The sequence below is a fragment of the Microcoleus sp. B13-B6 genome (assembly GCF_036705405.1).
Taxonomy (GTDB): domain Bacteria; phylum Cyanobacteriota; class Cyanobacteriia; order Cyanobacteriales; family Microcoleaceae; genus Microcoleus.
On sequence record NZ_JAUBUJ010000009.1, the window covers coordinates 1 to 25,566 of the forward strand.

General features: G+C 46.9%; 18 protein-coding genes. 7 read left to right on the top strand and 11 right to left on the bottom strand.

Annotation, left to right across the window (positions count from 1 at the left end; genetic code table 11):
- Together QUB35_RS05975 and QUB35_RS05980 are read left to right on the top strand one after the other, a co-directional pair.
- Nucleotides 1–850, top strand: an 850-nt coding sequence (locus QUB35_RS05975; RefSeq protein ID WP_333140268.1) for a DALR anticodon-binding domain-containing protein, incomplete at its 5' end; no start/stop codon positions are given.
- 704 nt (nucleotides 851–1,554) lie between these two features.
- Nucleotides 1,555–3,084 (top strand): MFS transporter, encoded by a 1,530-nt coding sequence (locus QUB35_RS05980; protein WP_333140270.1) that lies wholly within the window; start codon nucleotides 1,555–1,557, stop codon nucleotides 3,082–3,084.
- A 190-nt stretch (nucleotides 3,085–3,274) separates the two neighbouring features.
- Here QUB35_RS05980 and QUB35_RS05985 read toward each other — a convergent pair whose 3' ends face one another.
- The 4 genes from QUB35_RS05985 to QUB35_RS06000 all read right to left on the bottom strand — a co-directional run bounded on the left by QUB35_RS05985 (nucleotide 3,275) and on the right by QUB35_RS06000 (nucleotide 7,274).
- A complete protein-coding gene (locus QUB35_RS05985) occupies nucleotides 3,275–3,523 on the bottom strand; it encodes a hypothetical protein (RefSeq protein ID WP_333140272.1) in 249 nt (82 codons plus the stop codon).
- A 119-nt stretch (nucleotides 3,524–3,642) separates the two neighbouring features.
- On the bottom strand, nucleotides 3,643–4,803 hold the full coding sequence (locus QUB35_RS05990) for an ATP-binding protein (protein WP_333140274.1): 1,161 nt from the start codon (nucleotides 4,801–4,803) through the stop codon (nucleotides 3,643–3,645).
- Nucleotides 4,800–5,171 (bottom strand): response regulator, encoded by a 372-nt coding sequence (locus tag QUB35_RS05995; protein ID WP_333140276.1) that lies wholly within the window; start codon nucleotides 5,169–5,171, stop codon nucleotides 4,800–4,802. The genes QUB35_RS05990 and QUB35_RS05995 overlap by 4 nt, the downstream gene beginning before the upstream one ends.
- Nucleotides 5,172–5,810: 639 nt before the next feature.
- A complete protein-coding gene (locus tag QUB35_RS06000; protein WP_333140279.1) occupies nucleotides 5,811–7,274 on the bottom strand; it encodes an ATPase domain-containing protein in 1,464 nt (487 codons plus the stop codon).
- Nucleotides 7,275–7,371: 97 nt separating this feature from the next.
- On the opposite strand from QUB35_RS06000, the gene QUB35_RS06005 reads away from it, so the two are divergent.
- From QUB35_RS06005 to QUB35_RS06015, 3 genes are all read left to right on the top strand, one after another.
- Entirely contained in the window at nucleotides 7,372–8,808 is a 1,437-nt protein-coding gene (locus QUB35_RS06005; protein WP_333140281.1) for an FAD-binding oxidoreductase, read from the top strand.
- 291 nt (nucleotides 8,809–9,099) lie between these two features.
- A complete protein-coding gene (locus tag QUB35_RS06010) occupies nucleotides 9,100–10,509 on the top strand; it encodes a heterodisulfide reductase-related iron-sulfur binding cluster (RefSeq protein ID WP_333140283.1) in 1,410 nt (469 codons plus the stop codon).
- Nucleotides 10,510–10,599: 90 nt separating this feature from the next.
- Nucleotides 10,600–10,794, top strand: coding sequence for a hypothetical protein (locus tag QUB35_RS06015; protein ID WP_333140285.1), 195 nt, complete (start codon nucleotides 10,600–10,602; stop codon nucleotides 10,792–10,794).
- Nucleotides 10,795–10,900: 106 nt separating this feature from the next.
- On the opposite strand, the gene QUB35_RS06020 is transcribed toward QUB35_RS06015, so the two are convergent.
- The gene (locus tag QUB35_RS06020) at nucleotides 10,901–13,144 is read right to left on the bottom strand and encodes a beta-propeller domain-containing protein (protein WP_333140427.1); all 2,244 of its coding nucleotides are present in this window, start codon (nucleotides 13,142–13,144) and stop codon (nucleotides 10,901–10,903) included.
- Nucleotides 13,145–13,295: 151 nt separating this feature from the next.
- On the bottom strand, nucleotides 13,296–13,430 hold the full coding sequence (locus QUB35_RS06025; RefSeq protein ID WP_333107793.1) for a hypothetical protein: 135 nt from the start codon (nucleotides 13,428–13,430) through the stop codon (nucleotides 13,296–13,298).
- Between the two features lie 396 nt (nucleotides 13,431–13,826).
- Between QUB35_RS06025 and QUB35_RS06030 the strand changes: the two genes are divergently transcribed.
- Nucleotides 13,827–14,342 carry a phycobiliprotein lyase gene (locus QUB35_RS06030; protein WP_333140287.1) on the top strand — a complete coding sequence of 172 codons (516 nt, stop codon included), beginning with the start codon at nucleotides 13,827–13,829 and terminating at the stop codon, nucleotides 14,340–14,342.
- Between the two features lie 211 nt (nucleotides 14,343–14,553).
- Here QUB35_RS06030 and QUB35_RS06035 read toward each other — a convergent pair whose 3' ends face one another.
- The 4 genes from QUB35_RS06035 to QUB35_RS06050 form a co-directional block, all read right to left on the bottom strand.
- Nucleotides 14,554–15,492, bottom strand: a complete 939-nt coding sequence (locus tag QUB35_RS06035) for a hypothetical protein (protein ID WP_333140289.1) — start codon at nucleotides 15,490–15,492, stop codon at nucleotides 14,554–14,556.
- A 5-nt stretch (nucleotides 15,493–15,497) separates the two neighbouring features.
- Nucleotides 15,498–18,026: a DUF3769 domain-containing protein gene (locus QUB35_RS06040; protein WP_333140291.1), complete on the bottom strand. Its 2,529-nt coding sequence runs from the start codon at nucleotides 18,024–18,026 to the stop codon at nucleotides 15,498–15,500.
- A gap of 444 nt (nucleotides 18,027–18,470) precedes the next feature.
- Nucleotides 18,471–18,587, bottom strand: a complete 117-nt coding sequence (locus QUB35_RS06045) for a photosystem II reaction center protein I (protein ID WP_039887172.1) — start codon at nucleotides 18,585–18,587, stop codon at nucleotides 18,471–18,473.
- A 78-nt stretch (nucleotides 18,588–18,665) separates the two neighbouring features.
- Entirely contained in the window at nucleotides 18,666–20,663 is a 1,998-nt protein-coding gene (locus QUB35_RS06050; RefSeq protein WP_333140293.1) for a hypothetical protein, read from the bottom strand.
- A 188-nt stretch (nucleotides 20,664–20,851) separates the two neighbouring features.
- Here QUB35_RS06050 and QUB35_RS06055 point away from each other — a divergent pair, with 188 nt between their 5' ends.
- The gene (locus tag QUB35_RS06055) at nucleotides 20,852–24,646 is read left to right on the top strand and encodes an alpha-mannosidase (protein ID WP_333140294.1); all 3,795 of its coding nucleotides are present in this window, start codon (nucleotides 20,852–20,854) and stop codon (nucleotides 24,644–24,646) included.
- Between the two features lie 127 nt (nucleotides 24,647–24,773).
- On the opposite strand, the gene QUB35_RS06060 is transcribed toward QUB35_RS06055, so the two are convergent.
- Nucleotides 24,774–25,361: a cytochrome b gene (locus tag QUB35_RS06060; RefSeq protein WP_333140295.1), complete on the bottom strand. Its 588-nt coding sequence runs from the start codon at nucleotides 25,359–25,361 to the stop codon at nucleotides 24,774–24,776.
- Nucleotides 25,362–25,566 lie beyond the last annotated feature (205 nt).

A 25,566-nucleotide genomic window follows, 5' to 3' on the forward strand; every position in this document is an offset into this window, starting at 1 on the left:
TCTCAAGAACGGGCAAGATGCCCGTTCCACAAGAGATGAATTTTCTTGTGGAACAGGCATCTTGCCTGTTCCTAAACAAGTAATTGAGAATGGTGCAATATTTCCATTAAATCGGAGTAAAGATAGCGCGCGGGTGCTGTACGTGTCTGCGATCGCCCTGAAATTGGCTAAAAGTTGGCAGCAGACACCGCAGACAATCGCGGCACAGTTGGCTGAAACTCTCCAACCGCTGTGCTACCCAGATTTCGCCGTTAAAGTAGCGCCGGCGGGAATTATTGAGATGGAGTTGACTGATGCAGGTTTAGCCGTCTGGTTGCAGCGTTTAGCTCAAACGAACCTCCCCATTCCCGAATCTCGAATATTATCTTCTGTTGTATGTGCCGATCGACTGTTTCCCATTCAGTACAGCCACGCGCGCTGCTGTTCCCTGCTGCGAATGGCCCACCGCGATCGGATAATTGCGATCGCCCAGCCAGATGTCGCTACAGCGCCGCAAATTTGGTCGCTGGCGAGTCCAAATCCTATCCCTTGGATTGACGAGGGCGATCGACTGCGGTTAGTGCATCCTGCAGAACGCCGTTTAATATCGCAACTGTTAACAGTGCTAGACAATTTATCTCCTCCTTTTGAGGTAAATAACCGCGAAAAACCTGTCAATTATTTCAAATTAGCCAATAGTTTGAGCGAAGCATTTCAGATTTTTTACAGCCAGTGCCGAATTTGGGGAGAAGTTAAAATAGAACAGCCAAAGCTCGCCCAAGCTCGATTAGGTTTAATATTAGCAACTCAATCTTTGCTGCGATTTATCCTAGAAGACTTATTGAACGCTCTTGCTCCTTTAGAACTGTGATTATCTTCTCATTTTTAGCAACCTTTATTCATACTAATATGTGGGTTTATTAAAGTTACATTGACTTATTCCATCTGAAAAGCTCTCTATTTTATCGGGTTCACCCTGAAGAAACCAGTAACCTAATGTCGCATAGAAAATTTATAAAAAATTAGCTATTTATTGATTAATACGGTTCAGTTAAGCCCGATCCCCCGGCGCCTAGGGCGGGCACGGGGAGTAGGGGTAGCACCGCCCCTACGAAGGGGAGTAGGGGGTGGGACAAGAACTTACTCAAAGTCAACCCCTACTCCCCAACAATCAGGGGGATCTCCGAGGAATAAACAATTTAACTGAACCTTATTAATTAATTAATTAATTAATTATTAATAATGCAATTAATCATAATTCTGTAATTGGGGCATTCTTATTTTATCTAATTTATTTAAGTAATCTTTCTTTTTGCTTTTGAGAGCGATAACTTTTAGATCAATACGGTTCAGTTAAGCTCGATCCCCCCTACTAGCCCTCCTTAAAAAGAGGGATATCAGAACTTACTCAAAGTCCTCCTTCTTAAGGGGGATTTAGGGGCATCTCCGAGGAATAAATAGTTGTAACCCAAGCCTATAGACTTTTAGCTTGCATCTATGGCTGTGCTCCTTAAAATACTTAATCTTATGTTATACAATTAAGCTGCGTAGCAGCTTATCTATTGGCTATCCAGTATGCTCGAAAAACAAGAAGATTACAGCTTAGTAGGAACGAATCCTCTAGAACTTCAGGAAATCCAAGAGGATATAGCCTTACCAGAGACGGTACTTCTGACAAATGGGCATCTAAAACTTTCCAAACCGGAAACTCGATCGAGCCTCAGAGCACTAACTTTGGACGGTGTTTTCGCTACGCTTTTTTACAGCATCATCGGCGGCGCGTTGCTCAGTAATTTCTTGCTCGATTTGGGGGCTGGTCCAGTCGAAATTGGTATGCTCTCCTCCATTCCTCAACTGGTAAATCTGCTCCAACCGTTCGGAGCTTATATAGCAGACCGAACACAGAGCCGCCACTGGTATTCCTTCTACATTTTCGGAATGTCGCGACTGCTGTGGCTGATTCTCGTGCCAGCCCTTTGGTTGGGAGGCTCATTTCATCTGGCCCGACATCAGGTTGTGCAGTTGACATTGGCAATCATCTGGGTAAGTCAAGTCTTAGAATCTTTAGGTCGGGCTTCCTTCTTGAGCTGGTTGGCGGCGTTAGTACCTCAGCGGTTGCGCGGGCGGTATTTTGGCTTTCGCAATAGTGCTGTCAGCTTGACGAATCTCATTGGTGTGCCGTTGCTGGCTCTAGTGGTATCGAACTGGCCCGGTGGAAAGCTCCAAGGTTACAGTGCCATCTTGGTTTTAGGAATTGTGCTTGGTCTCATCAGTCTAGGTTGTCAGTTCTTTATGACCGATGTGAACCCAAAGCTTGTACAGGTTACGCATTCAGATACAGGCGAAAAATCATCCACAGGGACAATTTTTAGCTTTCTCAAGGAAGCCAATTTTTTAAAGTTTTTGCTTTACTCTGGTCTATGGAGCTTTGCCGTTAACGTCAGCGCGCCCTTCTTTAACCTTTACTTGCTAGATGACCTAAAGATAGATGTCAGCGTGGTAACGCTCTATAGCAGCTTAGGTGCTGGTGCTAACTTGCTGATGCTGGTTTTTTGGGGGAAGCTGGCTGACCGGGTTGGGAATCGCCCGATTATGCTAGTAGTGGGAGTTTTGGTGGCTCTGACCCCTCTACTGTGGCTAGAAGGTGGAACGGCTCCAATTTTCCTATGGGTGTGGTTCCCGCTGTTGCACATCATCGGCGGTGGGACGTGGGCGGCGATCGACTTGTGCAGTGGTAATCTGATGATGTCGGTGGCACCACTGTTGAATCAGTCGATATACTTTGCGATCGCGGCCGCGGTTCCTGGTGTCACTGGGGCAATGGGAATCACCGTGGGTGGCTTTCTCGCCACTTTGACCAATCTCGGTGGCTTGCCAGGGGTGTTTGCCCTCTCAGCCGTCTTACGACTGGTGGCTCTCCTGACCTTGGTTTTTGTTCGCGAGCAGCGTTCTGTGTCTTTGGGTAAGTTTTGGCTGCTCTTGTTGCCAGCTTGGTGGAGAAGAGTGGCAATTGAACCGGGAGACATCAGGTTTCAACCATTAATAGTTGAACAGTTGGACTGTCCACATGAAAGCTCAGGCGATCGCTCTTCAACTCTTGATTGATTGTACGGCACAAGAGTCCGAAAATAATTCCTAAAAGAGTTTATTAACCATTTTTAAAGTGTTAAAATACTCATCAGATAATCTCAGATGTGACGGTTGTTGGGTCGCTTTTTTTCATAAATATAAAGTCTGGCTACTCGGATAAGTTTTGAATGGTATCTAATTATTTTTTGGGTGCGTTCAACATTTTTTACGATGCCGATCGAGCTTTGAGGAACGATCGCCAATTCTCCGGCTTGTCGATCGCTTCTGGAACGACGATGCTCAATTTCATCAGTTGACGATCGGCTGTTATCAGTTTTTTGAGAATACAGGGGTTCTCAGGAAAGTAAGGTACTCTTCCTGCGCGGGCCAATGCCCCATGCCCCATGCCCCATGCCCTGCGCGGGCCAATGCCCCATGCCCCATGCCCCATGCCCTGCGCGGGCCAATGCCCCATGCCCCATGCCCTGTTTGCCCAAGAACACCTCATGTTACTAAGAAAAGCTATACCAAGTAGAGCCTCAGCGGGGCGTCAAATCCATCGATGAATATCCCAATATAATGCCTGCATCTAGTTTAAGGCGTTGCAGGCGAGATTTGCTTTTTTCCAGGTTGTGCGATCGGCAGCGTTACTGTAAATGTACTGCCAATGCCTTCTTCACTGGTCAAAGTAATTTCGCCACCCTGCAAGTCCACACATTTTTTAACAATGCTCAGCCCCAGTCCAGTACCAGGAATGCGACCGACATTTTTAGCCCGGTAAAATGAATCAAACAGCCGTCCTTGGTCTGCTACAGGTATGCCAATTCCTGCATCCTGTACCGAAAAAATAGCCTCGGTTTCAGTAACTTTTAATTCAAAGATGACTTCGGTATTTGGGGGAGAATACTTAATAGCATTGGACAGCAAATTGCCCAGAATGCGCCGCAGCAAGCTTACCTCCAAACACGCCATAGCAGATTGATGGTGATTGACAAAAATCAGCGTCACCCGCTCATTTTCATGTTTCAACTTCAGGCTGCTCTGAAATTCCTCTACCAACTCATTACACAACTTTGCTAAGTCTATCGGTAGCAAGGAAAAACCTGTTTTTCCCGACTCAACACGCCCCAGCAGCAAAACATCATCTAATAACAAATCTATGCCTTTGGCCGCTGCTTGAGTTTTGTCTAGAAGTTCTTGTGTTTTCTCCTCTGTTAATGTTAACTTGTACTTGCTAAGAAGTTGTGTAGTGCCGATGATGAAATTCAAAGGATTGCGAACGTCATGGGCAATCATGTACAGCAAAGATGTTTTCATCTCATTGAGCTCTTGGGCTGTTTGCAGAGTGCGATCGAGTTGGTCGTGAGACAATTTAAGAGTTAAAGACAACTGGCGCGATCGCAGCAAAATCTCCACCCGCGCTTGCAATTCAATCTTCTCGATCGGAGCGATAATCAAATCGTCAATACTTTGCCAAATAAATTGCGTTGCCATCCCTACATCCGAGCGGGATGTAATCAAAAGAAAAGGCAAGCATACCGGGTGTTCTGCCTGTTTTTGGGCGGCAACCCATTGCCAGTGGCGTTTCAGGGAAATACCGTCAATTATCGCCAGGTCAAAAGATTGATTAAATGGTAAAAACTCCTCACTATTTTCTGTTGAGTTTGGCAGCAATACCTCATAATAAACTGCTAGCCATTCTAATAACAAGCGGCGATTTTCTTTCTGTTCGACAAGCAATAAAATTTGACTCACGCACGTTCTCCTAGCAAGCTGTGAACAATGGATAGCAAATCTCTAACTATCAAAGGTTTTACCAACATATTCCGAGCACCGTGGCAGAGGCTTTCGTGCTGAATAGCAGCGCTTTGTTTGGGCGAGAGTATCAGAAAAGGGATTTGGTTATTTCGCAGTTGTTCGCAGCACTCCCAAATCCGGCGATCGAAACCAGAAATATCTACTAAAGCCATCCCGATCCTAGCAGGCTGACTGATAGCTTGTGCAACATCTTCAAAGTTATAAGCCGCGATCATCTGGTATCCTTCTTTATTGAGAAATTGTGCTAATAGTTCCAAGTTTCGCTGATTGCGGTCTACGGCTAAAATTATTGAGTTGCCAGTCATTTATCAGCTTCCTGTGAATACGGGTTATACCATTTTAGATTTTAGATTTTAGATTTTAGATTTTACAATGGCGAGTGATACCAATTTAATGTGAAGTTACACATATCTCGATCCCCCTCGCATCCCCCTGGTTGTTGGGGAGTAGGGGTTGACTTTGAGAAGAATCTTGTCCCCCCTTAGTAGGGGCGGTGCGACCCCTACTCCCCGTGCCCGCCCTCTTGGCTAGGGGGGATCGGATTCTATGCAACCTCATAAAAAATTGGGAGTGAGTGATTATATATGGGTTGGGAGGTGGTCTAAAGTTGGATTCTTTTTTTATCTGGTATTAGCTTACTTTTCGGGGAACTATTACATAGGTTTTCAGTTGAGTGAAGTACAGATGATCTGACACAGGACACGGCCGCGTGCCCTGTGCCCCTACTGTATTTCATAGAATTGAAAACTACATTACGATAAAAGTCGAAAAATACACAAATTTACCAATATATTTAAGTTTTCCAGGACTTAGGCTAGTGGTAAGGTGCGCGGTGCGCGCACTACTGCTAGTGGTGAGGTGCGCGACGCGCCCCCTACTCATTAGTAGATTCACGACTGCAAAATTAGCTGCACTTGCCCAGCAACAGCACGACAAGCGCCGATTCAATCTTCATCCGCTTCCCCATCAATCCACACCGGCGCCGAACTCAAAATACCGCGCAGCCCCCGTATCGGTTTGCTGACTTTGATGCCGTAGCGAGTAATCTCGAGTTCTCGCAGAGTTCTCTCGAAATTGCTGACTCGTTTTTTAATTACTCCGATCGCCTTGCGGATTTCTGTCCTATTATGCAGTTGGCGTTCCAGATAGCGTATAAACAGAAGATTATCCGCCAAATAGCTAATTCCGATCTCGGTCAGCCGAAAATCTCCGCTAATGGCTTCTACCTCATTAATCAAGATAACGGTGACTCCCATATTCTTCAGATACTTGCACAAAGCGTGCAAATTGTTCACCAAATCTTGTCCCTGCATCGAAAGCTGATAGCCAGAAATACTGTCAATCATCACAATCCGCGTCTTTTCCTGCTCAACCTCCTGCCGTACCATACAGGCAAACTGATCCGGCGAGTACAGCAAAGGTTCCACAGGTATCACCGAAAGACTTCCTTGCCCCATCATCGCCCCAACCGGGATGTTAATTGATTCGCAGCGCTGCAGCAGAGTAGAACTTGACTCCTCAAAAATGTAAACTACAGATCGCTCCCCCCTTCCTGCAGCTTCCTTCATAAACTGAATCCCCACCGTCGTTTTACCAACGCCGCTAGGCCCGCTAATCACCGTCACAGTCCCCCGTTCCAGTCCCCCGTGCAGCAGTTCGTCAATTTCTGGAACCCCAGAAGAAATTGCTTCAGCAACAAAATCCTGTTGAAAGTTGTCCGGCAGCAGTCGCGGGAATACCTCCATACCAGCCTGAGTCAGGCGCAGCGAATGGCGGCCGCTGCGGAAATTGGAGCCTCGCAGCTTGGTGACAGTCAGGGCGCGTCCTTCAGGGCGCAGTTCTAAATAAATTACCCCGTCGCTGATGAATTGCAAATCGTCATCGGGAGCACTTGAAGTGCCTTCGGAGGTAAACACCACCGTCGCCCCCCCTTCCACCAAAAACCGAAGAAAAGACAAAACTTGCTTGCGAAACTGAAACTCATCCGCAGCTAAGTAGCGAAATTGAGTGATTGCGTCCAAAAACACCCGTTGTGGCTTGACAGCTTCGACTCGCTCGATAATCTTTTGTGTAGTCGGTTCTCGCTCCACCTCGGAGGGGGAGAAAATGTCATAAGTTTGAACTTGGGTAAAAAATTCTGAGGATGGGCTCAAATCGAGGAAGGCCATCGCTTCCATATCAAAACCGAGACTTGTGGCATTGGCCCGCAATTGTGCTTCCGGTTCTCCTAAAGTAATAAACAGGGGCGTTTCTCCCAGAGCCACACCTGCTGCCAAAAAGTGAAAGCCCAGTGTAGTCTTGCCAGTACCGGGGCCGCCGCGCACCAGATAAGAGCGTTGAGAAATTAGGCCACCGCCAATCACTTCGTTGAGACCGGTAATTCCCAGAGAAATTCGGTTTTGAGACATTTGTTTCTTCATGTTTTGAATATCGGGCCCGTATTAATATTTAATGGTTTTAGGCAGTGTTTTGATAATTTTTTTTACCGGGCGTCTGATAACCTTCATGAAATCTTTTTCTACCGAAAATTACGTAAGCATACAAGAATTAGAAAGTATTGTCGGGACTGCTGGCATCTGTCGCTGGCAAGATACAGAGCCATTTTGGCAAGAACGGGTAGAAAAAGCAGTTGCCCCCGACACGAAAATAGATTGTACTGTTTACCCCAATACTCAGGAAGAACTGGCGGCTGTCATTGCTTGGGCACAGCAACATGGCTGTGCAGTCTTGCCTTGTGGCAGCGGCAGCAAACTTGATTGGGGCGGTTTAGTTAAATTAGACTCCGAGCCCCCCCGGCCCAGGGCGGGCACGGGGGCACCGCCCCTACAAAGGGGGGAGCAAGATGTTGTCAAAGTGGGTCTTTTTAAGGGGGATTTAAGGGTATCTCCTGATGCAGCGGGGCTTGTGGCTGTCAGCACTTCGCGCCTCAATCGGCTTGTACAACACGCTGTGGGCGATTTAACCGTGACTGCAGAAGCGGGGATGAAGTTTGCGGATTTGCAACAAATTTTAGCTGCGGCAGGTCAATTTTTGCCGATCGATCCAGCATATCCGCAAGAGGCAACTTTGGGCGGCATTGTCGCTACTGCTGATGCGGGTTCCTTGCGGCATCGCTATCGGGGGGTGAGAGATTTGCTATTGGGAATTACCTTTGTGCGATCGGACGGTAAAATTGCCGTAGCCGGAGGTCGAGTTGTTAAAAATGTCGCCGGTTACGACTTGATGAAACTGTTTACTGGTGCTTACGGCACATTGGGCGTCATCAGTCAAGTAACTTTCCGAGTTTATCCGCTGCCTGAATCATCGGGAACCGTAGTGCTGACAGGGGAAATTAATGCTTTGTCCCAAACGGCTCAAATCTTATTATCCTCTGCTTTGACACCAACAGCCGTTGATTTGCTGTCACCTGAATTAGTGGCAAAATTAGGCTTAGGAAAGGGCACGGGATTAATCGTCAGATTTCAAAGTATCGCCCCAAGTGTTAAACAACAATCAGCCCGCTTGCTGGAAGTTGGCGAAAAATTGGGTTTGCAAGGCACTAGCTGCTGCGAAAATGATGAGCATCAGTTATGGCAAAGATTGCCAGAAACAATGTGGGATTCTGGCACAAAGTCGGCAATTATTTGCAAAATAGGAATCAGACCGTCGGAAGCTGTAACGGCAATTAACGAATTGCCGGTACAGGACGCTTTGATTCATGCAGGCAGCGGTTTGGGGGTTTTGCGGTTTGAGACTGCGACTGCAGACACGCTGTTGCAGGTACGCAGAGGGTGCGAAGCAAAAGGCGGTTTTCTGACTGTTTTAGCAGCGCCGACCGACCTCAAGCAACAGTTAGATGTTTGGGGCTATACTGGAAGTGCGATCGATTTAATGCGCCGGATTAAACAGCAGTTTGACCCGGAAAATCTTTTGAGTCCCCGTCGTTTTATAAGCGGTATTTAGTTTAAAGTTTGTAGTAAGGAGTTCAGTTTTTATTGAATCCCGGCCTAAATCATTAGACCTCTGGAATAATTATTGTGGAACCGGCATCCTGCCTGTTCAATACTGGCTTTTTGGGAGATGTCTATTTGTGAATTAGATTTGTTTTTTACGAACCGCGAAGGCGCGAAGAGCGCGAAGGAAGAGAAAAGAAGAGAAGAGAAGAGAAGTTTTTGTTGGCTTGATGGATTTATGCTGGCAATTTTAAAGGACTAAAGTCCTTACTACGAACCAAAACAATTAGGTAATATTATTATGCAAACTTCAGAAAAATCTCAAGTTCCCAGCGACGATTTAAGACCTGCCAAAGAAAGCAATTTTCTAGCACAAAATCCCCACTTAGAAACCCTCGACATCCCAGGTTTCGACGCCAACAATCCGCCAGATCCGAAATTAATCGATACTTGCGTACACTGCGGCTTTTGTTTGTCAACTTGTCCGAGTTATCGCGTACTTGGCAAAGAAATGGATTCCCCCAGAGGCCGCATCTATTTAATGGATGCAATTAACGAAGGCGACGCACCTTTAAACGAAGCAACCTCACAGCATTTCGATACTTGTTTGGGCTGTTTGGCCTGCGTTACAACTTGCCCTTCAGGAGTTCAATACGACAAGCTAATTTCCGCAACTCGCCACCAAGTTACTAGAAATCAGGAACGCACTTTTTCCGACAATGTAATTCGCACTCTGATTTTTAATCTCTTCCCTTACCCTCACAGATTGCGGCCTTTGCTTGTACCCCTGTTTATTTATCAAAAATTAGGACTGCCAAAACTTGTCCGCAAAACAGGTTTGCTGAAAAAAGTATTTCCCCGCTTGGCGGCGATGGAATCAATTTTGCCGAAAGTTACTGTTGATTCTTTCCGGGATAATTTACCAGAGGTAATTCCCGCACAAGGGGAGAAACGCTATCGAGTCGGCGTGATTTTAGGCTGCGTGCAGCGGCTGTTATTTTCGCCAGTTAATGAAGCTACGGTGCGAGTTTTGACGGCTAACGGTTGCGAGGTTGTGGTTCCTAAAAGTCAGGGATGCTGTGCTGCTTTGCCGGAACACCAAGGGCAAGCCCAACAGGCGAAAGCTTTGGCGAGACAAATGATTGATAGCTTTGAAAATACTGGCGTTGATTTTGTGATTATCAACGCTGCTGGGTGCGGCCACACTTTGAAAGAATACGGTCACATTTTAGCAGATGACCCTGAGTATCGGGAGAAAGCTGAGAATTTTGCTGCTAATGTTAAGGACGTGCAAGAGTTTTTGGCAAGTGCGGGAATTACGGCGAAACTTAATCCTTTGATTGACGGAGATTTGACAATTGTTTATCAAGATGCTTGTCATTTGTTGCACGGGCAAAAGATTAGTTTGCAGCCGCGTCAGTTGCTGCAACAAATTCCGGGAGTGAAGTTAAAAGAGCCTATTGATGCGGCTTTGTGCTGCGGGAGTGCGGGGGTTTACAATATGCTTCAGCCGGATGTTGCTGATGAATTAGGAGTGCAAAAGGTGGAGAATTTGCTGAATACTGGGGCGGAGTTGATTGCTTCTTCTAATCCGGGTTGTTCTTTGCAAATTAAGAAGCATTTGGAGTTGCAGGGAAAGGAAGTTACTTTAATGCACCCAATTGAGCTTTTGGATTATTCGATTCGCGGGGTGAATTTGCAGAGAAAGTAGTTTTGTAGGGCGGGTGGTGTCTGCCCTATTTTCGATGCGCTCTTTGGTGAATGAGATTTTTTTTAATGAATTGCAGGAATTCGCTTTGATTTGTCGGGTGAAGAGTTGCAAATTTATCGCCCTGACGGGGAACCTTTTACAAGTTATGAGGAGGTTTCTCGCAGCTTGGAACAAGCCGAACAGCGGGCAGAACAAGCCGAACAGCGGGCAGAACAAGCCGAACAGCGGGCTGCTGTACTGGCAGAAAGACTGCGAGCGATGGGAATTGACCCCGAACAATTGTAAACTAGATTGGGGAAAAGACCGATCGCACTTTTAAATTTTAGCAAAAGTGCGATCGGCATAATGACTAATGACTAATGACTAATGACTAATGACTAATGACTAATGACTATTTCCCCTCTTCTAACCTCAAAAAGTGGACCTGTCCCGAAGCTTCCGCCACTACGATTGTCACCCCATCCGGCGCAATAGCGCAAGCTTTCAAAGCACTATCTCCCGTGAAACTAGCAACTACTTTTCGACTCAACAAATCCCAAACTTTCAGAGTATTGTCATCCGAAACAGAAATCGCTTTATTACCCCTAGTCGCCACGGATGTTATCGTATCGGCATGACCAGCTAGAGTAAAAATTTCCTTTCTACTTGGCAAATTCCACACTTTCAAAGTTGTTTCTCGCCCCCCAGAAATTGCACATTTTCCATCTTCTGTAACTGCCACAGCATTCACCCAACTCTCATGACCTTTGAGAGTGAAAAGTTGATTTTTAACTCCTACATTCCACAAATGAGCAAAAATATTCTTTTCTTTCCCCAAACTCCAAACTTTGAGAGTGTTGTCGCTGGAAGCAGAAATTACCCGATTGTCGTCAGGAGTAACTGCAACAGATTTTATCCCGTCTTCATGACCTGTAAAAGTAAAAAGTTCCTCTCCTGTTTCCAAACTCCAAACTTTTATAGTTTTGTCTGTCGAACCCGAAATCGCCATCGTTCCGTCCGCAGTCACTGCCACAGAATTCACCCAGTCTGTATGACCCGTGAAAGTAAAGATTTCCTTTCCGGTTTCTAGATTCCAAACTTTCACAGTTTTGTCGCCAGAACCCGAAACTACTCGCTTGCTATCCGCTGTTATTGCGATCGCTTTTACCCAATCTTGATGTCCCCGAATTGTAAAAATTTCCTGTCCGTTTTTGAGATTCCATACTTTAAGGCTGTTGTCTCCCGAACCGGAAATCGCTTTAGTACCGTCCGCCGTTACTGCTACAGCATTTACCCAGTCATCGTGACGTGCAAATGATAAATTTTCTTTGCCTATTTCTAAGTGCCAAACTTTGAGAGTTTTGTCAGAGGAACCAGAAACTATCCGCTTGCCGTCAGGGGTAACAGCCACAGCATTAACTGGGGCAATGTGATTGGTAAAAGTGGAAAGTTCTTCTTTTGTTTCGAGATTCCAAACTTTTAGCGTTTTGTCGCCGGAAGCCGAAATTACCCGTTTGCCGTCGGGACTGACTGCTACAGCTTGAACAAAACTGCCGTGTTTTCCTAAAGTGAAAAGTTGCTTTTGTTCGGGCAAACTCCAGACTTGAACAGTTCCGTCGTAACTGCCAGAAATTATTTTTTCGCCGTCGGGAGTAACTGCTACACTTTTTACCCAGTCTTCATGACCCGTAAGAGTAAAAAGTTCTTTTCCGGTTTCTAGGTTCCAGACTTTAATGCTGTTGTCTCCCGACCCAGAAATTAACCGTTTGCTATCAGGAGTTACTGCTACCGACTGGACAAAACTGCTGTGACCTTTGAAGTTGAAAATTACTTCCCTGCTTGTCAAATCCCAAACTTTAATACTGCCATCCCAAGAACCTGAAATTACTCGCTTGCCGTCGAGAGTTACTGCTACTGCTTCTACGGCAAAAGTATCGCCGGCAAAAGTAAATATTTCTTGTCCAGTTTCTAAATCCCAAATTTTAATAGTATTGTCCCAAGAACCGGAAATTACTTTAGTGCCATCGGGCGTGACAGCTACAGCATTGACGTAGGTAAGATGACCTTTGAGGGTGGAAAGTTCTTCTCCTGTTTCTAAGTGCCAAATTTTGAGAGTGTGGTCGGAGGACGCAGAAATTGCCCGCTTGCCGTCGGGGGTGATTGCTACACCTTGTACCCAGTCTGTATGTCCGGTGAGGGTACGCAACAATCTCCCGCCGGGAGGGGTAAAGCTGGGCGTTAGCGGTCGCAGCCAGGGGGTTGTTTGGTGTTTGGCCTGTGCTAGCAGTGCTTGAATTTCTGGACTTTCAAAGCACATCAAGCGGGCTATTAGTTGGGTGGCTAGTTGGGTTTTATCTGTGGCTAGAATGTGGGCAGACAGCCGAATTGCTTCTTGGATTAATTTGAGTTGGTGGGCTTTTTGGTCTGAGGTAATAATATCGGGACTTGTTGCTAAATCGTAATCTTCTATTAGCGCCTGTACTCCCGATGCTGACAGCTTGGATTCAATAAAATTGTAATCTGTTAGTAAGCTGTATAATTTTTCGCAGTCTGAAGTCGCTGCTAGCTGACTTGGCAGGATTCCCAGGTAGTGCGTCTGTTCTGCGGGCTGCATTTTATCCAGCCCTTGTGTAAACTCGGTCATAAATTTACGGATGTGTTTTTTAAATGTATGCGATCGCTAGCTGTACCCTACCGAAAAGCCGATCGAGAATCTTTTCTCTTGACTTAGCATGACATATTTGAATGCTATGTGCTACGGGCTTGCTATCCTCGGTTTGGTGATGGTTCGATGAATTGCTTGTTTTTTAGTCGGAGTCTGCTTGGAGAATTTTCAAGCAGTGCCATGATAATAAATCGCCGCCAATATAATTAAACTCAGCAACGCCCAATTTACCGCTCGATCGACAAAAGCTCACATATATCGTTGCTTTTCTTAACATAGCTGGTATTTGGGCCAGGATGGTCGATCGATAAACACTCTCAAAGCTAAAAATTTTCAGGTATTTAAAGTGCGAAAAAGACTTTTTATAACGAAATATAATGGCGGATGCTCTAATTTTCTGTCAAGTCGGCGGCATCAGCGAGGCAGATGGCCCCCTGGTTGGGTTTCGTACCTCAACGGCATCTGCAATCTGTTTCACCTAAAGCTCTCAGAAAGCTTTGCAGGTGCGCCCCCTTCCTCTAAAATATAGAAAAGGACTTGCACTCTTAAACCGGGTTTCTAGACAAAATCATGGGTTTGGTCGCTAGTACGCAGGAAGAAACCGGGTTTCTGACTCCATAGCGCGCAAGTCACGATCGCAAATAAAGCAGTATTGACTTTAGAGACAAATTTCATGGATGTTATCGAGTTTTTCGAGTTAAGTGCAGGTAAATGGTTTTCTCAGCGTACCGTACACAATCTCAATTCTGGGGAATTGCAGGCGGGTAAATCCGACCTCAAAATAGAAATACTGACAGCTAGCGATGCAGCAGTCGTCAAACTTTGCCAACAACACTCGATTAACCCGGATTCAACTAAGCTAACTAGCGTTCGGATTAGTTGGGACGGTATTCCCGATCGCGACAAAGCTAAACAAATCGGTTCTACAATACTAGCGATCGTACCTAATCCCGACAATCCAAGCGTGGGCAAAGTGTTGCAAGACAAGGGTAACAGCCGCTACGTGATGGGCGACGACGTGCTGACATTGATTACAGAATCAGACACCCTCCATGCCGAAGAAAGGCTGTGGTATCTCATGCCCAATTTGCGGCTGCGGACTAGCGTTGTTAAGCAAGCTAACGGTACGGAACAGGCTTCTTTTTGTTCGGAAATTCGGATGGGAGTAAGCGCCCCAAATGAAAAGTGAAAAATAACTATCTATAGCGGTTCTCAAGCGTTGTGAGGTATGGGGGCTTTGTCCTATGCCCTATGCCCTATGCCCTATGCCCTATGCCCTATGCCCTATGCCCTATGTCCAATGCCCAATGCCCTATGCCCTATGTCCAATGCCCAATGCCCAATGCCCAATGCCCGCCAGAGAACCTCATGTTACTGAGAAAGGCTATAGTTCCCAAAGTTTACAGTCTATTTCTGCTTTCTCCCTTCTTTCTTCTGCCTTCTCTGGCAATGGCTTTTAACTTGGTGTGAAAATCTGTGTGTTTGACAACTGGGAATGATTTTGCCACAGGTTTGTCAGCTAATTTTTGCTCGGCTTCGGCTCGATCGGCGAGGGCGGTAATAGCCACATCTTCATATACTACAAATTCTGTATTTTCTTTTGTGCGATCGTCGGCTGCGGGCAATTTTCCTATTCCCGGGGCGTCTGTGTTGGGGACTTCTGCATGAAGCGCCACATCAAGTTGCGCCTCTGACGGCAATCGCAAATCTAACTCGGCGACACCAACTTGCGATTCCGGGTTGGAGAAAAGTATATCCTCCTGCGACATTTGATCACCAATTTCCCCGGTTAAATTTTGAGGAAAATTGTTGCATACCAAGCGTTCAAACTCGCGATTGAAATGATAGAGAGGTTCACCTATCCGGTGCCACATACTCAATAGCTGTCCCACAGAAACAGCCTTGTAGCGGCCTTGATAAAGCGCTTCAACCACTGCTAAACGCAGCCAATAGCCGGGATACTTGGTTAGCCATTCACCCGCCAATTTCTCGGCTTTTTTGCCACCTAGGTCAAAACCGTAGTGAACCAGCAGAGCCGCTGCTTGTGCAGATATTGCGGTCACTTCTGTCATGTGTTGTCTGTTGACTGTTGACTGTTGACTGTTGACTGTTGACTGTTTTCTGTTGACTGTTGACTGTTGACTGTTGACTGTTGACTGTTTTCTGTTGACTGTTTTCTGTTGACTGTTGACTGTTGACTGTTGACTGTTTTCTGTTGACTGTTTTCTGTTGACTGTTTTCTGTTGACTGTTTTCTGTTGGTTCCAAATTCCCAATAACCAATTCCCAATGACCAATGACCCATGCCCCATGCCCCATGCCCCATGCCCAATTAGCCAATTGAATTAATCGGATAAACGCACTCCTCCTTCTACAGTTCGCGCGTCCCCGGAAAAAGGTTGGGGAGTCCCATTCCAGTTGAAGTCGCTAATTCTAAAAGTCAGGCTGCCGACTTGACGCTCAGGGTTAAAACGCAAAATGATTGCGTAGCTGCGACGGCTGTATTCTAAAGTGTAATTCGTACTGATTGTTTCCCCACTTTCTAAATTAATAGCACTTTGAAATCCAACTCGAAAGCCTCCGTAAACTTGCTGGACAAGTCCAAAAGACAGGACTCTCAAATCTACTAAGCGATCGAATAAAAACGGCGAGATACCGTCGCGCCCCACCTGGGTATAAGTCACGTTAAACCCAGTGTAGTCGAGGAAAGGGCGGGAGAAATGACCGAACTGCCCTTGAATGCCGACGCTGCCGGCGAGGGAATTTTGTCGATCGCCACTGCTGTAATAAGTACCAACTCCCCGGAGTCCCAAGGCCAGTTGCAAGAAAGGAACCACCGGCGACCGCGTATACCTCAAACCCTGGGTGGGAGTGCGGGGCAGGGGTTCGCCCTCCCACAAGCTGAAGCTGCGGCTCAAGGCGAAGCTAACTTGGGAACGGCCCAGATCGATGCGGTTGTTTTCCCGCACTGGTTCGAGCAAGTCTGGTCGATCGGTGTCAGCATTGATAAATTGATACCCAGCTTGGTAGCTGAGATTGATGCCAGTACCTCCGAGTGGGATGACTGGGGAAGTGAGGACTGCTCCGAGGCTGCTCTGCACGGTTTGATAGCCCAGAGAACCGTTAAACAGTCGATCGCGATAACTGTATTCTGCAGCCAGAGAGTGAGTGCCGATCAACTGTCGCAGGCGCAAATTGCCCCGAAAGCTGTTTTCCGGCAAATTCGGGAAATTTTCAAAACTCAGAAATATTGCCGATCCGTCCAGGCTGGTGCGCGGGCCGAGACTAGCGCCCAACCTCGCTTTCAGCCCGTAGCTATCGGGAAAAAACGGATTGCCACCGTGCTTTTCCACAACCCGCTGAAGGTATATTTGGGGCGTCAGGGTCAGCCGCACCGGCCCGTTTTGCAACACCTCAAAACCGCACTCGGCATACAAACCGCCGCGTTCGCCTCCGTCGTAACCAAAGGTCAAACACGGGCCGTTTTGCTGCCGGCTGTCAAACACTTGCCTGCGGGGATACACGGGTATTTTCACCCGGTTGTCGAACACCAAGCGCGGTTTAGTTGTGACTAATTCCTCTGCCGTGGGCGAAATCCTTCTAATCGTCGCCCTCCGGGCCCTGTATTCAAATTCCGGGGGGGAAAACGGGTCGTTAGTAAGCCGAATATTGGTTGCTACCCTCGCGCCGTCTGGCAGGAGTTCGATGCGTTCTGCTTCAAAGCGGATGCGGTTGACGGCACCAGTAACTTGGGGGGCTGCTAGCTGTCCGCCGCCGCCGATAGTCACTGTAGCAGCGCCGGGGGATTTGACTCCGCGTAGGGGCTGCTGGCTGGTAATTCGATCGCTCAGCGGCTGTTCGAGAATCGTCCCAGCACTAATATCTGTCGGCAGTGTGGGCGTCAATTCGCTACCTGCTGCGGGCAGGAATATTTCGCCGCGTGCTTGTTCGACTGCACCGCTGTTGAGGCCGAGATTGAACTCCATCTGCTGGCCGCGCACTACTTGTTGGCCGCGGGTATAGGCGACATTGCCGGATGCTACCACTTGGCGGGTGACTAAGTTGACGATCGCTCGATCGGCATCAATCACAGTTTGCCGGAACCGCACAACGACATTACCAACCGCCGTGACAATTTGCTGCTTATCGTCGAATTCTTGGCTGTCGGCCTTAACTTCGATAGTATCGGCCGGAGTCACCGGAAAAGGCACCGTCCGCCCAGAAGGGGCGGTGCGGACTCCCGGCGCGGCTGGTTTAGGTTTCGGTGTCGGCGCAGGGGGGGTTCTGGGTGCGGGGGCGGTTGCTGGTGCGGGAATCTCGAACTCCTGTTGCCCGCTGGGTGCTGGTTCTAGCGCGGGTTCTGGAACGGGAATCTCCGCAGGTTGGGGAGAGTTATCTTCTAACTGCCGGCCTTGGGCCTGATACCAACTTTCCTGCTTTCCGGCAATATTTCTCTCCTGTTTTCTCTGCGCCTCTGCGGTTCGTTCCCGATTCCGAATGGCAATGGCATTTTCTACCGAACCCAATTGGTAAGCTGTAAACGAGGAATCTTTCGGAGTTTCTGCTGTTTCGGGTCCTCCCACAGGGGCCTGACGCTGAAATCCCAGAACTGCGTCGCCGCTTTCGACTTCCGCTAGGGGGTCGGCGATTTCTGGAGGCTGGTCGGTGGCTGGGGTGGTGCCGAGGAGTGTGGCTGCGGGTTCTGCTGGGGCCGGTGTGGGTTCTGGCTGAACGATATCTGGGCTTGGTTCCGGTATTTCTGCGGGGTGGCTGCGGGTGTCTCCATCGCCGGCCGCCACAGTGAGGGCAACTTTTTTTGGCTTTGCGATGTAGATGATGGCAGAGGGTTCTGGCGGCGGTACCGGATAGGGCATAGTTACAACAGGTAAGTCATCCGATTTTAGATTTTAGATTTTAGATTTTAGATTTTATAGGGTGCAAATTATTGAAAATTTTGCATCTAATAAGGCCATTGTTTAAAAATTAATCTGACATCTAAAATTGGCTGTGGCTTTGGCGCGCCAAAATCTGGCTGCTTTCAGAAGTTGCTTTCGCCACAAGATAACCTCGCTGCTGGTGCGAGGTCAATCGATTTTAGATTTTAGATTTTAGATTTTAGATTGGAAGCATTGACCCCACGGAGCAATTCGGGGGGCAAGTTTCATCGGATACAGGTTTTTTATTTCTCCACGGATGAATCCGGGGGCTTGTATCCTGGATGCTTTCGGTCAAGTTTTGTTCAACTAATTTTTGCGGGTTTGTCGGCTGTTGCAGGGGCTGCGGTGACGCGCCCCTACTCTGCGGTCGAGATAACTTGTTTATTCCATGTCTCTGCGGTTGGGGTTCCGGGCTGGGTCATTGGACAAAAATCCAAATATGAACAGGGAAACAAAAAATAAAACAACTACATTAACTACGATTTTGAGGGTTAGCACTGTGGGAGTCTCCAAAGATGGCATAATACTGAGCTGATTTGCTGCTGTTGCGGCAACTTTTTTATCATAAGCTAAAGATTAGTCAATTTTCTCTTTGCTTTTGAGGATTTTGGGCAAGTTGATTTTTGCCCAATTCCAGAGTTGCTCGGCGATGTTTTCTAACCGCAGCATGACTCGATCGAGCCATTCGAGCACTTGTTCTAGGGGGTGCTTAATGTATCCCATCGATTCTGCTTTTGTTTCTAAGTATTCGTCTTCGGGTTGGACGCCTGCGCTGTGATTTTTTGGTTCGGCTGCGGCGGGGGTTGCGGGGGTTGCGGGGGTGTATCTGCGGGTTGGCGCGGTGATTGCTGCTGGGGATTGGTTGTTTTGTCGGGTGTTCGGGTTTGTGTTTTTTGGCACTTGGGTTTCCGGCGCGCGCCCTGGGGTTGATTCTGCTGCGAGTGCAGGGCTATTTTTTTGAGTAACTGCTAAATCAGATAAATCAGATGCTGTTTGGGGTTGACTTTTTGGGCTTTGTGTCAGCAAGCTCTGTTTTAGCTGCCCGAGCAGGCGGTGAAGTGCTTCGGGGTAAGGGGAGATTGAGACTGCGGTCGATAGACCTTCTGGCAATTCTCCTACTTCTGCAATTTGCTGCTTGACTTTTGGGCTGGTTTGTGATATTAGGCTTTGAGCTTTTGCCTCTGGTTCGGAACTTCCGTCGATTAAATGCTGCGGTGGTGCTTCCCCGAATAAGTCTTGCCACTTCAGCCACGGTCGATCGACCTCTGGGCTTTTTTGCGTGTTTTTTTCCTCTTCTAGCTGTTGCAAATAATACTTAATCGAGAGGGATTTCTCCGTATTGTCACTGGCGGCTGTTTCTTTGCCTAGGAGGTGGTCTACTGACGACCAAATAATTCCTTCGATGTTTCGCGCGTATTTTTCCAGGATTTCGCGGGCGGAAAAATCTAAATTGCCGTCTGTGCCGGATGTATTAATTTTTACTCCGGGGATTTCTGTTGGTGCGGCGGTTGTTTTTAGCGCTGGCGGTAGGGTTAATTCCTCGATGTTGACGGCTGCGCGATCGAGTAATGTAACAAAGGAGAGAGGATTGCTGACTAGACGATCGAACTTGCTGTTAAAATTAGTTTCTAGTTTTGGGGTATTGTGGTCGATCGAATTCGATGCAGCAATTGACTGCAGTGCGGTTTTTGCTTCGATCTGGGCGCGGGCTTTTTGGACTAGGATGGCATTGCGGTCGATCGATTTTTTAACTGCGAGGATTGATTCTCCAAACTGATTTCTTTTGAGAGCAACCGGACTCGTCTGAAGCCATGCCATCAATTCCCAAAAACGACGCATCGGTGGCAACTGCGCTTTTTTGGCCGCCGACTCCAAACCGAGATTAAATTTTAATTCTTTTTGGGTAATTTCCCGCCGTTCGGGCCCGCTGTTGGCAATTTCCCAAGTTATGCGACCTTCGAGCATTTCCTGCTGTTCGGGTGTCAAAATATCTAATATCTGATTTTCTCTTCCGACCAATACTAAAGTGCGGGCTGGGATAAAACTGGCAATTCCCTCAACTTTCGGTTGGGGTTGTAATTGAGTTTTAGCAAGCGGGTGTTCTAAGACGGAAGTGGTTTGATGCTTTGTGATTTGTCCGCTAAAATTGATTGCCGGATGTAAATTGTTAGCAGTATTTCCCTGATTAATTAACAGCGGGAAGCTGGCTAAAGTTTTCGCGGTTTGCGACGAGTTTAGTAAATTTTCGGCGAGGTGCAAAATTTCGGCGATCGAACTTTCCTCGGAAGTTTCGCCCTGATAGCAATTTTGTGGCAAATCGGAATTTTCGTCCCCGGCAAATTCTTGTAGTTCCGGTAACTCTACTTTTTGACTTGATTCCCGCAACTGTCGGCCCAGCATTCTGGAACTTTGCACCAGCAAATAAGCGGGATAAAGTAGAATTTGGGTAGCGGTGAGAGTTGCTTCTTTAATTTGACGCCAAGTTCGATCGCAATTGTCAGCGACTTGGCGGGACTGTTTCGATATAAAATTTAATAGTCGGCTTTGGTATGGGCCGTAGTAACCGTTGGACATAAGTTTAATTATTGAATTCAGGGAATTGCTAAATATTGCTGTAAAATCAAAGCGAGCTCTTAATCTCCGCTTCAAACCCTCTGAAACCTTTTTCTTCGCGTCCTAGCGCTAACGCGCCGCTTCGCGTAACGCGTCTTCGCGGTTCAATCCGATCTTTGATTCCTACACAAGTTTGATTTTAGCGAAATATGAGCGCTTCTGTGTCACCTGCCAGCAACAATATTTCTGCCACTGTCGAAAAGTTGCGCCGCCTCAGTCAAGTGGAGGTTCAGTCTGGTTGGAGGTACTGCGATTCTGAGTCGGCTGTCTCTTCGGTAAATATTTGTAACAGCCCTGTTGCCGAACTTAACGGCAAAGGACATATTGCTTGGCCGTCTGGGAAGCAAGTTTTGTATTTGGGCCAGCAATTTGTAATTCCTGACAATTTGCACGGCTATCCTGTGGTTGGTTTGCGGTTGCTGCTGGGCTTGACTTGGTGGGCTGAAGATGCTCAAATTTTTGTCAACGGCGAGTTAGTCGGACAGGGAGATTTATTTGATTTTGCCGATCGAGTTTTGTTGAGTTCGTCGGCTAATCCCGGAGATGAATTTTTAGTAATTTTGCGGTTGGTAAGTCCGGGTCACGATAACGGTGCTTTAGTGCGATCGATTTGTTTGTATGAAGCTGCTGACTCTTCTTGTTTTGATCCGGGTTTTGTGGCTGCCGAATTAGAGATTTTGCAAAATTCGCTTAGTCGAAATTTAGAAATTGAAAATTCCCAATACCTCCCCACCCAAATAATAGCAAATACCCCCCGGTTTGTCAAGGGGGAAATGCTGAAATCTGAGATTGATTTGGCGCTTGGTTTGATTGATTGGTCGGCGGTGGGCGATCGCGATAAGTTCGATCGCTCGCTGTCTGTTTTGCGGCACAATTTACTGGGATATCTTCGAGCTTTTTCTGGGGATTTAGATGAGGGAACCGCAGAGGGCGCAGAGGCCGCAGAGGGAGGAAGAAGGGAGGAAGTTTCGGAGGTTGGAGAAAATAGCGAGGCTACATCTATATATATAGGAGAAAGTGGTGAACTGACATCTTTTTTGGGGGATTTAGATGAGGGAACCGCAGAGGCCGCAGAGGGCGCAGAGGGAGGAAGAAGGGATGAGGTTTTTGATGTGGGAGAAAATAGCAATCCGACATCTATATATATAGGAGAAAGTGGTGAGCTGACATCTATATATACAGGTAAAATCTATTTGGTGGGTCACGCTCATTTAGACTTGGCTTGGCTGTGGCCTGTCCCGGAAACTTGGGAAGCGGCCAAGCGAACTTTTGAGTCGGTATTGAAATTGCAATCGGAGTTTCCCGATTTGATTTTCTGTCATTCTACTCCGGCGCTTTATGCTTGGATGGAAGAACATCGGCCGGACTTATTTGCTGCGGTTAAAAAACAGGTGGCCGTCGGACGTTGGGAAGTTGTCGGCGGGATGTGGGTAGAACCGGATTTAAACTTGATTTCCGCTGAGTCAATGGTGCGGCAAGTTTTTTACGGACAGCTTTATGCAAAAGAAAAATTTGGCGAATTGATGCGGGTGGCTTGGCTACCGGATACTTTCGGTTTTGGGTGGCAATTACCTCAGATTTTGCGGCAAGGTGGAGTTGATTATTTTGTGACGCAAAAGTTGCGGTGGAATGATTCAACGGAATTTCCGCACGGTGCGTTTTGGTGGGAAGGGTTGGACGGTACTAAAATATTTAGTATGATGTCTCCTCCCATTGGTGAAGGCATAGAATCTGTGAAAATGGCAAGTTATGCTTTTGACTGGCAAGTTAAGACTGGTTTGCAAGATGCTCTTTGGTTGCCTGGGGTTGGCGACCACGGCGGTGGCCCGACTCGTGATATGTTGGAGGTGGCGAAACGCTGGAAAATGTCGCCTTTTTTCCCGAAGTTGGAGTTTGCGAAAGCGGTTGATTATTTGTCTTTGATTGAGAGTCAGTTTTTGCCGGAAGTTGCGACAACTACGCCAGAAAGTGATGTTCCCGAATCGGACAATCAGGAGATTTTGCGGGCGCTAGAATTGTCAAACTTGTCGGCAATTTCCGCAACTAAGCCCGAAAGCGATGTTTCTGAATCGGATAATCAGGAGAATTTGCGGGCGCTAGAATTGTCCAACTTGTCGGCAATTTCGGATGCAAATCCTCCCATCTCACAACTCAAAACTCTTCCCGTTTGGAAAGACGAACTTTATTTAGAATTCCACCGGGGTTGCTACACGACTCGCGCCGACCAAAAACGCCAAAACCGCCGCTGCGAAGAATTGCTCTACCAAGCGGAGTTGCTGTCTTCGCTGGCCACTATTTGTACTGGTGCGGTTTATCCGAAATCTGAGTTAGAATCTGCTTGGAAACAAATTTTGTTTAACCAGTTTCACGATATTTTGCCCGGTTCTGCGATCGCCCAAGTTTATGCGGATGCTAATCTAGCTTTTGCTGAGGTCGATCGCACTTGTCGCGAAATCCTGCTAAAATCTTTGGATGCCATCTCGGCTCAAATTTCTCTCCCTTCCCCTCCTGGGCCCGACGCTCAACCAATTTTGATTTTCAATACTCTCAATTGGTCGCGCTCTGAGGTTGTCGCTGTACCGCTTCCCGATGCCGCTGATTCAGCTTGGCAAATTTACGATTTTTCGCGACGGCGACTGGCTTCGCAGATTGTCAGGGGCGATCGACCGCAATCGCACTCTACACTGTTATTTTGGGCAAATAATATCCCCGCCGTTGGCTACCAGGTGTTTTGGCTGTGTCGCGAAGACGCTCAAACTGTGGATAATGCGTCCGCGAGTCCAGAAACTGAAAAAAAGACAGAGTTATCGAAACTTACATACGGTATAGCACAAAAAAACACACCTTGTCAAGAAACGCATTTTGCAACCGCAGAAATGGTGTTAGAAAATGAATTTATTCGGGCAACAGTAGACGGCAAAACCGGGGATTTATCCAGCATTTGGGATAAAGTAAATAACCGAGAAGTCCTGAATGCAGCCGGTGGCAATCAACTGCAAGCATTTCAAGACAGCGGCCAATATTGGGATGCTTGGAACATTGACCCAAATTATGAAAAACATCAACTACCAGCGCCGATACTCAAAGATATTTGTTGGGTAGAGGAGGGGGAATTACGGCAGAGTTTGCGCGTAGTCCGACAAATTGGCAAGTCGGAGTTTTGCCAAGATTATATAGTAGAAGTAGGTTCGCCGCTGCTAAAAATCAAGACAGTGACAGATTGGCAAGAAAAGCACGTTTTAGTAAAAGCAGCCTTTGGGTTAAATGTAGAAGCAGATTTTGTAACTTGCGAAATTCCCGGCGGTGCGATTCAGCGCACAACCAAGCCGCAAACACCCGCCGAAAAAGCCAAATGGGAAGTGCCGATTTTGCGCTGGACTGATATCAGCAATGATGGTTTTGGAGTGAGTTTGCTCAATGATTGCAAATACGGTTGCGACCTTCAACCAAATCAAATTCGGCTGACTTTGCTTCGGGGCTCGACTTGGCCGGATGAACAAGCAGATGTAGGAGTTTCCGAATTTACTTGTGCCGTCTATCCCCATGCTGGAAATTGGCAGGATGCCGGCACAGTTCGACAGGGGTACGAGTTGAATTTACCGCTGCTAGTAAAGGTGTTACCCAAGTTAGAGGAAAATGGCCACAAGACTCTGCCGACAGTTGGCAAGTTTTTGGATTTGTCCGCCGAAAATTTAGTGTTGATGGCTTTCAAACAATCGGAAGACGATTCTAATGTGTGGATTTTGCGGTGTTACGAGTGTCATGGTGAAGAGGCGAAGTTGGAATTAAAGAGCGATTTGGGTTTGGCGATTAGTCACCCCGTCGATTTATTAGAACAACCCATAAATTTGCCCCAGAAGTTAGATGATGGGACAAGTTTCACAATATCACCGTGGAAAATAGCGAGTTTTGCAGTCAATTTATCATTACCAATTCAGATATAGCGGTTCTCAAGCGTGGTGAGGTATGCCCTATGCCCTATGCCCTATGCCCTATGCCCTATGCCCTATGCCCTATGCCCATGAGTACCTCCTATGAGAGCTCGAAAGGCTATAGTACCCCATCGCAAATTTATCCCACCTTTTGAGACTTTGGGAACTTAGTGCTAACAAAATTTGTCAACCTACGCCAATTAGCTCTCACAACTTTCTTCTGCTCTAAAATATGCAAAATTACGAACGCTAAAAATGTGTACGCCAGCCAAAAATGCAAACTCCTTCCCAGATCAACCATTGCGGAATTCTGCGGAAACACATCCGGCAAAACAATGCCGAAAAATTTCACATTGTTACTTTTGAAAGAGTTAGAAAAAAAGAAACCACTAACCGGAACTAGCCACATAAAAACGTACAAACTTGCGTGCAGAGCAAAATTTTTGTACCATTCCTTTGTAAACTTTGGCAGGCGTTTCGTATATTTTTTCCACCATACCCGGAGGAGAGTTAAAATCCGCCAAGTCAGCAAAGCCATTGTCAGCACGGCTACGGATTTGTGAAAATCGTACAGGGGGCCTCGAATAAACAATTCTCTCGGCAATTGAGCCATAAACGTACCGGTAATAAACAGCACTAAATAGCAAGCTGACATTACCCAGTGTAAGGACATCAGTTGTTTGAACGCAGAATTAAGTCTGGGTTTCGCAGCGGGTTGGATACTCACTTTTTCTTACCTCCTTAGCGTTTGCTGCACAAGATTAAGTATAAACTATAGGACTAAAGCTCGTGGCCGATTGTGCATTATAAGATTTACTTAACTTAAGTATTATAAATATTTATTAAACAGTCTAATTAATTAGATTCACGATCGTCAATCGATTTTAGATTTTAGATTTTAGATTTTAGAGGCGACCCCACGGATAAATGCT

Coding starts and splice junctions, on each gene's coding strand:
- QUB35_RS05980 (WP_333140270.1), top strand. CDS start 1,555: ATGCTCGAAAAACAAGAAGATTACAGCTTAGTAGGAACGAATCCTCTA.
- QUB35_RS05985 (WP_333140272.1), bottom strand. CDS start 3,523: ATGGGGCATTGGCCCGCGCAGGGCATGGGGCATGGGGCATGGGGCATT.
- QUB35_RS05995 (WP_333140276.1), bottom strand. CDS start 5,171: ATGACTGGCAACTCAATAATTTTAGCCGTAGACCGCAATCAGCGAAAC.
- QUB35_RS06000 (WP_333140279.1), bottom strand. CDS start 7,274: ATGTCTCAAAACCGAATTTCTCTGGGAATTACCGGTCTCAACGAAGTG.
- QUB35_RS06005 (WP_333140281.1), top strand. CDS start 7,372: ATGAAATCTTTTTCTACCGAAAATTACGTAAGCATACAAGAATTAGAA.
- QUB35_RS06010 (WP_333140283.1), top strand. CDS start 9,100: ATGCAAACTTCAGAAAAATCTCAAGTTCCCAGCGACGATTTAAGACCT.
- QUB35_RS06025 (WP_333107793.1), bottom strand. CDS start 13,430: ATGTTAAGAAAAGCAACGATATATGTGAGCTTTTGTCGATCGAGCGGT.
- QUB35_RS06030 (WP_333140287.1), top strand. CDS start 13,827: ATGGATGTTATCGAGTTTTTCGAGTTAAGTGCAGGTAAATGGTTTTCT.
- QUB35_RS06040 (WP_333140291.1), bottom strand. CDS start 18,026: ATGCCCTATCCGGTACCGCCGCCAGAACCCTCTGCCATCATCTACATC.
- QUB35_RS06050 (WP_333140293.1), bottom strand. CDS start 20,663: ATGTCCAACGGTTACTACGGCCCATACCAAAGCCGACTATTAAATTTT.
- QUB35_RS06055 (WP_333140294.1), top strand. CDS start 20,852: ATGAGCGCTTCTGTGTCACCTGCCAGCAACAATATTTCTGCCACTGTC.